The sequence below is a fragment of the Methylophaga sp. UBA2689 genome, from assembly GCA_002354555.1.
Classification (GTDB): domain Bacteria; phylum Pseudomonadota; class Gammaproteobacteria; order Nitrosococcales; family Methylophagaceae; genus Methylophaga.
In genome coordinates, this window is sequence record DELT01000050.1 from 1 (window position 1) to 12140 (window position 12140).

At 47.0% G+C, this 12140-nt stretch carries 11 protein-coding genes; all 11 read right to left on the minus strand.

Translation table 11 applies throughout. The features are described from left to right. A partial coding sequence (locus B3M51_RS05300) for an FAD-binding protein (RefSeq protein WP_292757351.1) occupies nt 1-296 on the minus strand: 296 nt, incomplete at its 3' end. Beyond that, nucleotides 296-1714: a UDP-N-acetylmuramate--L-alanine ligase gene (gene murC, locus B3M51_RS05305; RefSeq protein WP_292481503.1), complete on the minus strand. Its 1419-nt coding sequence runs from the start codon at nt 1712-1714 to the stop codon at nt 296-298. The genes murC and B3M51_RS05300, both read right to left, overlap by 1 nt. Then, nucleotides 1707-2786, minus strand: a complete 1080-nt coding sequence (gene murG / locus B3M51_RS05310) for an undecaprenyldiphospho-muramoylpentapeptide beta-N-acetylglucosaminyltransferase (protein WP_292757353.1) — start codon at nt 2784-2786, stop codon at nt 1707-1709. Before murG ends, murC begins: the two co-directional genes overlap by 8 nt. After that, nucleotides 2783-3922, minus strand: coding sequence for a putative lipid II flippase FtsW (gene ftsW, locus B3M51_RS05315; protein WP_292481508.1), 1140 nt, complete (start codon nt 3920-3922; stop codon nt 2783-2785). The genes murG and ftsW overlap by 4 nt, the downstream gene beginning before the upstream one ends. Next, nucleotides 3919-5274, minus strand: coding sequence for a UDP-N-acetylmuramoyl-L-alanine--D-glutamate ligase (gene murD / locus B3M51_RS05320; protein ID WP_292757355.1), 1356 nt, complete (start codon nt 5272-5274; stop codon nt 3919-3921). Before murD ends, ftsW begins: the two co-directional genes overlap by 4 nt. Then, a complete protein-coding gene (gene mraY / locus B3M51_RS05325) occupies nt 5271-6353 on the minus strand; it encodes a phospho-N-acetylmuramoyl-pentapeptide-transferase (protein WP_292757357.1) in 1083 nt (360 codons plus the stop codon). Before mraY ends, murD begins: the two co-directional genes overlap by 4 nt. Then, complete coding sequence (locus B3M51_RS05330; RefSeq protein WP_292757359.1) at nt 6353-7705, minus strand: UDP-N-acetylmuramoyl-tripeptide--D-alanyl-D-alanine ligase; 1353 nt, start codon at nt 7703-7705, stop codon at nt 6353-6355. Before B3M51_RS05330 ends, mraY begins: the two co-directional genes overlap by 1 nt. After that, nucleotides 7702-9222, minus strand: a complete 1521-nt coding sequence (locus tag B3M51_RS05335) for a UDP-N-acetylmuramoyl-L-alanyl-D-glutamate--2,6-diaminopimelate ligase (RefSeq protein ID WP_292757361.1) — start codon at nt 9220-9222, stop codon at nt 7702-7704. The genes B3M51_RS05330 and B3M51_RS05335 overlap by 4 nt, the downstream gene beginning before the upstream one ends. Then, nucleotides 9219-10928, minus strand: a complete 1710-nt coding sequence (locus B3M51_RS05340) for a peptidoglycan D,D-transpeptidase FtsI family protein (protein ID WP_292757363.1) — start codon at nt 10926-10928, stop codon at nt 9219-9221. The genes B3M51_RS05335 and B3M51_RS05340 overlap by 4 nt, the downstream gene beginning before the upstream one ends. Then, complete coding sequence (gene ftsL / locus B3M51_RS05345; RefSeq protein ID WP_292757365.1) at nt 10925-11218, minus strand: cell division protein FtsL; 294 nt, start codon at nt 11216-11218, stop codon at nt 10925-10927. The genes B3M51_RS05340 and ftsL overlap by 4 nt, the downstream gene beginning before the upstream one ends. Then, on the minus strand, nt 11215-12140 hold a 926-nt coding region (gene rsmH / locus B3M51_RS05350), incomplete at its 5' end, for a 16S rRNA (cytosine(1402)-N(4))-methyltransferase RsmH (RefSeq protein ID WP_292757367.1). The genes ftsL and rsmH, both read right to left, overlap by 4 nt.

Sequence of the window (12140 nt, forward strand, 5' to 3'; positions counted from 1 at the left end):
TAAACACCTACTTCTGCGGTAACAGTTTGACCATCTATATCCAGCGCCTGCATGGTTCCGGCCATGCTGATAACCGTGCCAGCAAAACCACCATCGCGGATTAATAAATTGCTACCCAAACCCAACCATAACAAGGGTTCATCAGATGGCAATTGTCGTAAAAAAGACGCCAGATCATTTTTATCTTTTGGCTGATAAAAACGCTGAGCTTTTCCACCTACTCGCCAGGAAGTGTGCTGTGATAATGGCTCATTTATTTTCAATTCGCCCTGCAACTCGTTAAACATCGAGACCATTAGCTCATCTCCTCAAGTTGTTGTTCCAACTCTTTGGCAATGGTTCCGATATCACCCGCTCCAAGGGTAAGCAATAAATCCCGATCCTTTAATAAACCTGGAAGTACAGAAAACAACGCTTGTTTATCTTCCACAAATACCGGTTCGACCTGACCGCGCAATCTTATGGCACGGCATAAACTGCGAGCATCAGCACCCGCAATTTTATTTTCGCCTGCCGGGTAAACTTCGAGTACAACCAAAACATCTATCGTTGACAGCACACGGGCAAAATCTTCGAACAAATCACGTGTTCGGGTATAACGATGTGGCTGGAAAACGACCACTAAACGACGATCCGGCCAGCCTCCGCGGCTGGCGGCAACTGTCGCCGCAATTTCAGTAGGATGATGACCGTAATCATCTACCAGAAGTACCTGCCCCTGACCAATGGTTTTCTCGCCAAGAATATTGAAGCGTCTGCCAACACCATCAAATTTCAATAACGCACGTTGGCAAGCGGCTACATCTACACCTAAGTTACGGGCGACGGCTAAAGCAGCTGTCGCATTGAGCGCATTGTGCAGTCCGGGCATATTTAATCGCACCTGATATTGCACACCGCTTTGAGCTTCGCTAACAGTAAACTCACTTTGCCCCTGGTACTGCTGCAAATCACTGATTCGAAAATCGGCACGTTCATCCTGACCATAGGTGGTGATTGGCCGCGTCACTTCAGGCAATATGCTCTGAACCTCTTCATCATCAATGCATAACACTGCAAGGCCATAGAATGGCAAGTGATGCAGAAATTCGATAAAGGTAGCTTTAAGCTTTTCAAAATCCCCTTCGTAGGTCGCCATATGATCGTCATCTATATTGGTCACAATGGCGATCATCGGCTGCAGGTATAAAAAGGATGCATCACTTTCATCTGCTTCAGCGACTAAATAACGTCCGGTACCTAATCTCGCATTGGAACCCGCACTATTTAATCGACCACCGATCACAAATGTTGGATCTAACTCGCCTTCACTTAACAAAGCAGCTGTTAAGCTGGTTGTAGTGGTTTTGCCATGCGTACCCGCCACGGCAATGCCATAGCTGAAACGCATTAATTCAGCCAGCATCTCGGCACGAGGTACCACTGGAATACGTTGTTCACGAGCTGCCATGACTTCTACATTGTCAGCGCTCACTGCGGTTGTTACCACCACCACATCAGCACCTTTCAGGTAGGCCGCGTCATGACCAATCATGATGTTAGCCCCAAGCTGACGCAGGTGCTGAATCAAACTGTTCTCATTCAAATCCGAACCACTGACCTGGTAGCCCAGATTCAGCAGTACTTCGGCAATGCCGCCCATACCGACACCACCAATTCCGATGAAATGGATATGTTTGACCCGACTTTGCATTGCTGAGGTTAATTTAGCCATGTGCCCACTCCAGACAGATATCTGCTATCTGAATTGCTGTTCCGGGGTTTGCCAATGTTCTTGCCTGTATTGCCATTTGTTCCAATTGTTTTCGGTTTTCCAGTAATGGCCGTATTACTGCTGCCAGATCTTCTGCGTTAAGTGCTGAGTCGGCTATCAGTAATGCAGCGCCTGCGTCTTTTAATGCCTGAGCATTGTGAGTCTGGTGGTCATCTACTGCATACGGATACGGCACCAGAATTGCTGCAATACCTGTTGCCGCGACTTCGGCAACGGTAAGCGCACCTGCCCGGCAAATAATCAAATCAGCTTCGCTATAGGCTTTCGCCATATCATCAATAAACTGGGTGACCTTTCCCGATACTCCCGCCTGTTCATAGGCAAGCTGACAGTCTGCCAAATGTTTTTCACCACACTGATGAATGACGTTAACCGTGTGTTCTTTACCTATTAATGCCAGCATCTGCGGTACAACCTGATTTAAGCTTTTTGCTCCCAGGCTGCCACCTAACACTAATAGTTTTAAGGGTTTCTGAACCCGTGCCTGATAACGAATCTGTGGCTCAGGTAACTGTTCAATTTCTTTTCTTACCGGATTACCCACCCATCTGGTTTTGTTACTGCTGACAAAACTATTTTCAAAACCCTGTAAAACCTGCTTAGCAATTTTTGCCAGTAATCGATTCGTCATGCCGGCGATTGCATTTTGTTCATGTATTAATAAAGGTTTGCCGGTGAGCCATGCTGCCAGACCACCAGGCCCTGAAGCAAAACCTCCCAGACCGATAACCACATCGGGTTGAAACCGTTTAATCACTTTTCTGGATTCGAGTACTGCTCGTAAAATTCTGAACGGTGCTACCAGCCAACCGAAAATGCCATTGCCACGTAACCCTTTAATCGGAATTAAATTTAATTTGAAGGAAGCCGCAGGAACCAAACGGGATTCAATACCGCGTTCTGTGCCTATCCACTCAACATCCACCGAACGAGAACGTAATTCTTCAGCCACGGCTAATGCTGGAAACACATGTCCGCCAGTACCACCTGCCATAATTAATACGCGAGTCATCGTTTGACCCTCGCTGATGCTTTTTCAGGTTGACGGGTTTCCAGATCTACTCGTAATAACAGACCAATCGCGACACAAACGATTACCAGACTACTGCCGCCATAACTCATCAATGGCAATGTCAGTCCTTTCGTCGGTAACACCCCCATATTGACGCCGATATTGACGCAAGCCTGTAGACCCAGCCATACCGAAATGCCGTAGGCGATTTGTGCGCCGAATAATTGACCGGCTTCTTCTGCAGCACGGCCTATCGCCAATGCACGCCAAATCATGACCAGAAACAAAGCTATTACTGTAATAGCGCCAATTAATCCTAGCTCTTCTGCCAGAATCGAGAATAAAAAGTCAGTATGTGCTTCAGGCAGATAAAACAGTTTTTGCATGCTGCTGCCTAAGCCCACTCCCAGCCAATCTCCCCGACCGAAGGCAATAAGTGCCTGTGTTAACTGGAAACCGCTTCCAAACGGATCAGCCCAAGGATCCATAAAGCTTTGCAGGCGTTGCAGACGGTAAGGCGCCACCCAGACCATCAGGGTAAATAACCCTGCCAAAATGGCGATCAAGCCAATAAAGACGTCTAATCTGGCTCCACCAAGAAACATCATCACCAGTACGGTGGACAAAATAACTACGATGGAGCCCATATCAGGCTGCAACAACATTAATACCGCTGCTACGCTCAACAACAGTAATGGAGACAGGACTTTTAATAATGAAGTGTTTAGTTGTCCATGATGGCGTTGCAGATAATCTGCCACATAAATAATGGCAAACAATTTAATCAGTTCAGCGACCTGAAGATTAACTGGCCCCAAGGGTAACCAACGTGAACTACCATTAACTTCTCGGCCAATACCAGGAATCAACACTAATACCAGTAAACCTACACCCACCATCAACATCATCGGTGCCATTTGCTGCCAATGAGACAATCTTATCGACATGACACACCAGGCAAAAAACAATCCGAGCCCGGCAAATGCCAGTTGCCGGATAAAGAAATATAATGGTTGTCCGGTTTTGTTTTCAGCAATGGTAATTGAAGCTGAACACACCATAATCAGACCAATCAACAGCAAGGATAATGTTGCTATTAAAAGCTTTGAATCGAAGTAGGTGCTTACACGACTCATGCCGCCAACTCCCTCACTGCCTGCTCAAAGTGGTCGCCACGATCAGCGTAATTGGCAAACTGATCAAAACTCGCACAGGCTGGTGAAAGCAGAACCTGCTGACCTGTTTGTGCAGAAATATTTGCCGCCTGAACCGCAGCTTTCATATCTGCTGCAAAATGGATCTGAACTGTATCCGGTACATGTCTTGCTATTTCTTCAGCAGATTGCCCAATCAACACGATAGTGCTGACATAGTCCTTTAGGATTGGGCTTAATGGCGCAAAATTCTGTCCTTTGCCTACACCACCAGCAATCAAAACAATCTTGCCATTCTCAGCCAGCCCCTCTATTGCAGCGATACTGGCACCAACGTTTGTGGCTTTAGAATCATTAAACCAGCGAACTCCGTGTAATTCGCGAACAAAACGACAGCGATGCGGCAGACCTTTGAATTCTTTTAAGGCTTTTAGCATGGCGTCCACCGGCAGGCCCATTACAGAACCCAGGGCTAATGCCGCCAATGCATTGGCAATATTATGGCTACCGGCAATTTTCATATCGCTGACCAGCATTAACGGCGCATCGCCTTCAGCCAGCCAGAGATGTCCCCTCTGAGTCAGCACACCAAATTCATATCCGGTTGATTCATGCAGACTGAAACCAAGCTGATCCCTTCCAGCTACAGCCATTGCAGAAACAATAGGGTCATCTCTATTTATCACCATGACACCCGTACCGTAATAAACCTTTTGTTTAGCGCGTTGGTACTCTTCGATTGAATCGTAGCGATCCAGATGATCGGGACTGACATTGAGTATCACTGAAGCAAATGCATTCATAGAATGCACTGTTTCCATCTGAAAACTGGATAACTCGAGAACATAAAAATCTGGAGCAGGATCCGTCAGCAAATCCAATGCCGGTGTGCCAAGATTACCGCCAACAGCTACTTTTTTATCGGCCATTTGTGCCATTAAACCGACTAGAGTGGTAACGGTACTTTTGCCATTCGAACCAGTAATGGCAATGATGGGGGCGTTGGCATGCCGGGCAAATAACTCAATATCACCAATAATCTCGATACCGGCTTCGGCTGCCTGTCTAATCTGGGGTAAACGCGGATCAACGCCGGGGCTCAATACAATGCTGTCAGCTCGCATTAACCAATCGGCAGGAATACCACCTGTTTTCACTATAACTTCCGGATAGTCTTTTTGCAGTGCATTCAAACAGGTAGGTTTTTCACTGCTGTCAATTACCGCCACAGCATTACCCTGCTGCAATAAAAATCGCGCGCATGACAATCCTGTCTGACCCAGTCCAACGATCAGGCTGTAATGAGAACTATTTTGCTGTAATTCTGCTGTCATCGTATTTTCAACGTCGCTAAACCGACCAGCACCAGAAATACGGTGATGATCCAAAATCGAACAATAATGCGGGGTTCAGGCCAGCCCTTTAACTCATAGTGATGATGAATTGGCGCCATCAGGAACACCCGCTTGCCACGTAATTTATATGAGGCCACCTGGATCATTACTGACAGAGTTTCAATGACAAATACCCCACCCATAATCAGCAATACCAATTCCTGACGGACCAAGACTGCAACCGTTCCCAGCGCGGCTCCCAGCGCCAAAGCACCGACATCCCCCATAAAAACCTGCGCTGGATAAGTGTTAAACCATAGAAAGCCCAAACCAGCACCAACCATCGCGGCACAGAATACGGTTAATTCACCGGCACCCGGGATATGCGGAATTTGCAGATAATTAGCAAACTCAAAGTGTCCTGCAACATAACTGAATAGCCCTAAAGCTGCCGCTACCATTACGGTTGGCATAATCGCTAAACCATCCAGACCATCTGTCAGATTCACAGCATTACTGCTGCCAACTATGACCAAATAGACCACCAGTAAATACCAGGCCCCCAGAGGGATAATGATTTCTTTAAAAAATGGCACGATAAGCTGCGTTTCAGCGGGGGTCTGTACTGTCATATACAGAAATATTGCTGCCCCCAAACCGACTACTGATTGCCAGAAATATTTATAACGACTCAACAGTCCCTTGGGATCCTGACGAACCAGCTTGATGTAATCATCAACAAAACCAATTGTGCCAAACAGCATCGTGACAAGTAACACCACCCAAACGTAACGATTTGTCAGATCAGCCCACAGTAAGGTACTGACGGCAATTGCAACCAGGATTAAAGAACCGCCCATCGTGGGCGTACCTGTTTTACTGATATGAGATTCCGGCCCATCATTTCTGACCACCTGGCCAATCTGTCTGAAACTGAGATGTCGGATCATCGTAGGACCAACAATCAGGGCAATTCCCAGTGCGGTCATAACACCTAAAATGGCCCGTAATGTCAGGTACTGAAAGACATTAAAACCGGTGTAATACTGGCTCAGATATTCACTCAGTATTAACAGCATCAGGCTTCTCCTCCAACGGCCAGTGCATCCGCCAGCTTATCCAGCTTCATAAAGCGTGAACCTTTAATCAAACACGCCACATCTTTATTCAGGGTGTTCTTTAATTCCGCTTCCAACTCTGACAGATCATTGAAATGCTGGGCATTATCAGCAAACTCTGCCGAGGCCAGCTGGCTTTGCTGTCCAACGGTAAACAATCGTTTAACACCCGCTGCCAGTGCATCTCGTCCTAACTGTTGATGAATAGCAGTACTCTCCGGTCCGAGCTCGCCAAAATCACCCAGCACCAGCCAATGTTCCCCTGGGAACTGCATCAAGGTATGCAGCGCCTGACGAAACGATCCGGGATTGGCATTGTAGGTATCATCAATCACTAACGCGTTATTTACCGCCTCGCGTAATTGCAAGCGATGTGGAACAGCTTTAATTGCTGCCAAACCCTTAACAATTGCTTCCGGCTCAATATTAAGCGCTGAACAAACCGCAATCGCTGCTAGGGCATTGCTGACATTATGGATTCCCGGTAGTGGTAAAAAGATAAAATGACAAACACCATCTATTCGCACCATAAAGTGGCTACCGGTAATGGCTAACTGCAGGTCTAATGCGACAATGTCCGCGGGTTGTTGCAGCCCAAAACTGATTTGTTGACGCGCTCCCAGTATCTGTTTCCATAAATCGCCATAAGGCATATCGGCATTGATTACCGCAACGCCGTCTGCTTTCAGTCCGGCATAGATTTCACCTTTAGCTTCAGCCACGCCCTGCAGTGAACCAAAACCTTCAAGGTGAGCTGCGCCGACATTATTGATTACGGCAACATCGGGCTCTGCCATGGCAACCAGAGTGGCGATCTCACCTGAATGATTAGCCCCCATTTCGATCACTGCATAATCGTAGCTGTCGCTGAGGCGTGTCAGGGTCAGTGGAACCCCAAGGTTATTATTCAGATTGCCTTTTGTAGCCAAAACGTTGCCGCATTGCGCCAGGATGGATGAAATCATTTCCTTAAGCGTGGTTTTACCATTACTCCCTGTTACCGCGACGACTTTTGCATGACTGTTTTCTCGCCATAGTCTCGCAATAGCTCCGTAGGCTTTAGTCACATCCTCGACCACTATCTGAGGCAGTTCATTGTTGATAAACCGATTAACTAACGCACCACTTGCTCCCGCCAAACGTGCCTGCTCTATAAAATCATGGCCATCCATATTCTCGCCTTGCAGGGCGATAAACAAATCACCGCTTTCAATCTGCCGGCTATCAATCTTGCTGCCAGTCATCACAGCATCTTCGCCCTGTAACTCGACATTCAGTTGCTCAGCAATTTTGCTCAGGTGAATAGTGGTCATAAAGTTACCCTTGTTGCTGAGTGACGTTTTTGTATGGCCTGCATCGCTATCTCGTTATCATTAAAAGGTGTTTTTACGCCGGCCACTTCCTGAAATTGTTCATGGCCTTTTCCGGCGATAAGGACCATGTCTTCAAGTGCTGAATCGATAATGGCGTATTCGATCGCAAGCTTTCTATCGGCTTCGATATGTATATCTGCCTGTTTATGGCAACCAGCCAGAATCTGATCAATGATTTCCATGCTTTTCTCACCACGCGGATTGTCATCGGTAACGACCAGTTTGTCGGCCAACTCACTGACGATTTTTCCCATCAAAGGCCGTTTGCCTTTGTCGCGTTCACCACCACAACCAAATACACACCAGAGTTTCGAATGACTATCCATATGCTGACGCATGCCCAGCAGGGCTTTTTCCAAAGCGTCAGGGGTATGGGCAAAATCAATCACGACTGACGGTTGCAGACTGCTCGCCAACAGTTGCATACGTCCATTTACACTGGTTAATTGATTTAATCCGTCTGCAATTTCACTCGTTGACCAACCAACTAACGCAAGTACACCGGCGGTGGCCAACAGATTTTCGACATTGAATCTGCCCAGTAACCGGGTTCGAATAGCCAATGTTTGCTGGTCATTATGTAAATTGAATTGCAAACCATTAGTTGTCGGCTGAATATCACTGGCAAACAACTTGGCTTTGGAATTGCTGCAGCTATACTCCACACTGGTAATCTGATTGTTGTTGAGTAAAGACAATACTTGCTGACCAAATTCATCGTCAGCATTTACTACTGCAGCCTGAATCGAAGTAAAATTAAATAAACGTTGTTTTGCTGCCGCGTACTCTTCCATATTGTGGTGATAATCAAGATGATCCCGACTCAAGTTGGTCAATACGGCGTAATTTATATCCACAAAATTCAGCCGTCCCTGTTCCAACGCATGTGAGGAAGCTTCCAGGGCGACGTACTGGATTCCACTGTCACGCATTTCTGCAAGCATTGCTTGTAACCGAACGGAATCCGGCGTTGTCATGCCATGATCTTTTATTTCCGTTATTCTTCCACTGCCCAATGTTCCTATCACACCACAAGGTTGACCGGCATTTTCCAGTGCCTGAGCGATAAACTGGGTGACAGAGGTTTTACCATTGGTACCGGTTACCGCTATGACAGTCATCGTTGCGGAAGGATATTGATAGAATGCGGCGGCCAGGCGAGCGATTTGCTCCTTCAAATCATCAACAGCAACCATTTCTATTTGCCGTTGTTGCAGATATTTTTTCAGATCAGAGTTCAAAGGTGCTTCTGCTGAATAGCAAACGGCTACAATTTCGGCTGTAGCTGCCTGCTTGATATGTTCAGCTCGGATTTCCAGATCAGTAGCTAAGGCAAAAAACAAATCTCCTGACTTAAGCCGACGGCTATCCAGACTGATGCCTGTAACCACTGTTGTCGACTCAGTGTCACTATCAACCAGTTGCATTAAATCAATCAGACGCATTTGATAGTTCATTGATGCGCCACCTGTAATTGGGTTTGTGGGAGTGCATCAGGGGCAATATTCAGCAAACGCATGGCTCCAACCATCACATCAGCAAATACCGGTGCCGCTACTGCACCACCGTAATACTCTTCGCCTGTTGGTTCATCAATCACAACCACCATTGCCAGGCGGGGATTTTTGGCTGGTATCAAACCAGCAAATAGCGATTGATACTCACTCTCGGTATACCCTCCTGCCATAGCTTTTTTAACCGTGCCGGTTTTTGCAGCTACACTATAATTTGGCACTGCCGCCCGTTGGGCTGTCCCACCTGGAAGCACAACTAATTCCATCAAACCACGTACGGTTTCCATTAAATCTTTGGAAAAAACTCGACGTCCCTTGGGTGTTTTATCCTGTTTGATAAACGTGACATTGCGCATAATGCCGCCATTACCAATGATGGTATAAGCTCTGGCAAGTTGTAATGTATTAGTTGCCAATCCATAACCGTAAGCCAGCGTGGCCCGATCCAAAGTTCGCCATGTCCGTGGATCAGGTAGAGTTCCCATGGCTTCCCCTGGGAAATAGGCGCCGCTTTCAGTGCCCATGCCAAAACTGGCAAAATCCTGCCACAAATCCATCGGTTCAAGTTCCAATGCAATTTTGCTGGCCGCAACATTACTGGACTTCTGAATTGATGTGGCCAAATTAATGATGCCGTAATCGCGGAAATCACGAATGGTATGCCCACTGACCCGCATGGTACCCGGATGTGTGTTGATCATTGTGTTGAGATCAAATTTGCCTGACTTCAAACCACTGGCAACGGTAAAAGGTTTTACTGTTGAACCTGGTTCAAACAGATCGGTCACAGCACGATTACGTAAGTCAGCCGACTGCACACCATAACGATTATTTGGATTAAAAGCTGGTTGATTAACCATCGCCAGGACTTCACCAGTCTGAACATCCAGAATCACCGCAGAGCCTGATTTCGCACCATGCTTATCAACCGCGTTTTTAAGTGCGTTATAACTCAGATACTGCAAACGCAAATCGATACTCAGCTGAATGTTTTCGCCAGCTTTGGCCGGACGAATAGGATCGCCACCACCGACAAAATTACCTTTACTGTCACGCACCATACGACGCAACCCTGGCACACCGGTAAGTAATGGCTCGTAGGTGAGTTCCAGTCCTTCCTGACCAACATCATCAATATTGGTAAAGCCCACCACATGGGCTGTTACTTCACCTGTTGGATAATAGCGTTTGTATTCCCGTTGCAACGCAACACCACCAAGTTTTAACTGTTTTACCTGATCCGAGATTTCCGGCTTGACCCGACGTTTTAAATAAAGAAATTCACGTTCAGGATTCTGATAAATCCGTTGACGAATATTATTGGCATCAATACCCAGAATAGAAGCTAACTTGGTCAGTTTTGGATCCTCTGCATCCGTTACCTGAGGGTTTAACCAAACAGAATGGACTGGCGTACTGATCGCCAAAGGTTCGCCATGACGATCTAGAATCATTCCCCGATGGGCCACAATTGGAACATTACGCAGATGGCGGGCATCGCCCTGATTACGCAGAAAATCAGGATTCAATACCTGAATATCCACCAGTCGCCATAAAAGGCCCAGACCAATCAGGATAAAAGACAGTCTGACCAGATTCAGCCGCCAGCTGCCGGTTTGCTGATAACCGTTTTGCTTGCGCCGACTCATGGTTTGACCACCACGGTTTGTTCATTGCTGGGTACCTGCATATTCAGGCGGGTACGAGACTGTTGTTCAACTCTGGCTGGACTGGCCCATGTGCTCTGTTCCAGTAACAATTTGCCCCACTCTTCATTCAATTGATCACGTCTGTTTTCCAATTGCTGCAGTGCAACAAATTCGCTACGCCCCGCATGCTTGGTATAGACCACTGCAACTGATGAGACCAGCACTAATAAAGTCATGACAAGCACAGGCAAATCAATACGGATATGTTCGAAAAACGTTGGCCACATCATGCAAGTTTCTCCGCCACACGTAATACCGCACTGCGAGAGCGAACATTCACTGATAACTCAGCTTCATCTGCTTTGATGGCCTTGCCGATAATTCTAAGACGAGGATTTAATTGATCCGCTGTCACTGGAAAATGAGCAGGCAAATCATCACCTTTCGCCTGGTCGCGGAAAAAACGTTTGACGATGCGATCTTCCAGCGAATGAAAACTGATAACGACCAGCCTGCCGCCCACAGCCATGACTTCCAGAGCCTGTTCCAGTGCACTGGTTAACTCTTCGAGCTCGCTATTGATAAAAATACGAATAGCCTGGAAAGTGCGTGTCGCCGGATGCTTGAATTTATCGCGGGTCGGACTCGCCTTATCCACTAAATCAGCCAACTGTTTTGTTGTAGTAATAGGAGTGTGTTCCCGGGTTTCCACGATGGCGGAAGCAATACGCTTACCGTAGCGTTCCTCACCCAGCGTTTTAATCACAGTAGCAATTTCGTTCATTTCAGCACTGGCAAGCCAATCGGCAGCACTCATACCGGATGTCGGGTCCATCCGCATATCCAATGGGCCATCATGTTGAAAACTAAATCCACGTTCAGCCTCATCAAGCTGTGGTGAAGACACACCGATATCCATCAAAATACCGTTTACCTTCCCCTGCCAAAGCCGTGAATGGATAACCGTTGAAAGTTCAGAGAAAGCACAATGTTCCATCGCAAAGCGCGAATCTGTTTCCGCCAATGTCTGACCAGCTTCCACTGCAGTGGGATCCCGGTCTAATCCTAATAAACGACCGTTTGCTGAAAGTTGTTGCAGAATGGCACGAGAGTGACCGCCACGACCAAAAGTCGCATCCACATAAATACCATCAGGCTGAATAAACAGCCCCTCGACGGTCTCTTTAAGAAGGACCGGTTGATGTGTTGGGA

What these genes read in the sequence shown, in the direction of transcription:
- ftsL (WP_292757365.1), bottom strand. Translation starts at nt 11,218, where the DNA reads ATGATGTGGCCAACGTTTTTCGAACATATCCGTATTGATTTGCCTGTG.
- B3M51_RS05335 (WP_292757361.1), bottom strand. Translation starts at nt 9,222, where the DNA reads ATGAACTATCAAATGCGTCTGATTGATTTAATGCAACTGGTTGATAGT.
- murD (WP_292757355.1), bottom strand. Translation starts at nt 5,274, where the DNA reads ATGACAGCAGAATTACAGCAAAATAGTTCTCATTACAGCCTGATCGTT.
- murC (WP_292481503.1), bottom strand. Translation starts at nt 1,714, where the DNA reads ATGGCTAAATTAACCTCAGCAATGCAAAGTCGGGTCAAACATATCCAT.
- ftsW (WP_292481508.1), bottom strand. Translation starts at nt 3,922, where the DNA reads ATGAGTCGTGTAAGCACCTACTTCGATTCAAAGCTTTTAATAGCAACA.
- B3M51_RS05330 (WP_292757359.1), bottom strand. Translation starts at nt 7,705, where the DNA reads ATGACCACTATTCACCTGAGCAAAATTGCTGAGCAACTGAATGTCGAG.
- B3M51_RS05340 (WP_292757363.1), bottom strand. Translation starts at nt 10,928, where the DNA reads ATGAGTCGGCGCAAGCAAAACGGTTATCAGCAAACCGGCAGCTGGCGG.
- mraY (WP_292757357.1), bottom strand. Translation starts at nt 6,353, where the DNA reads ATGCTGTTAATACTGAGTGAATATCTGAGCCAGTATTACACCGGTTTT.
- murG (WP_292757353.1), bottom strand. Translation starts at nt 2,786, where the DNA reads ATGACTCGCGTATTAATTATGGCAGGTGGTACTGGCGGACATGTGTTT.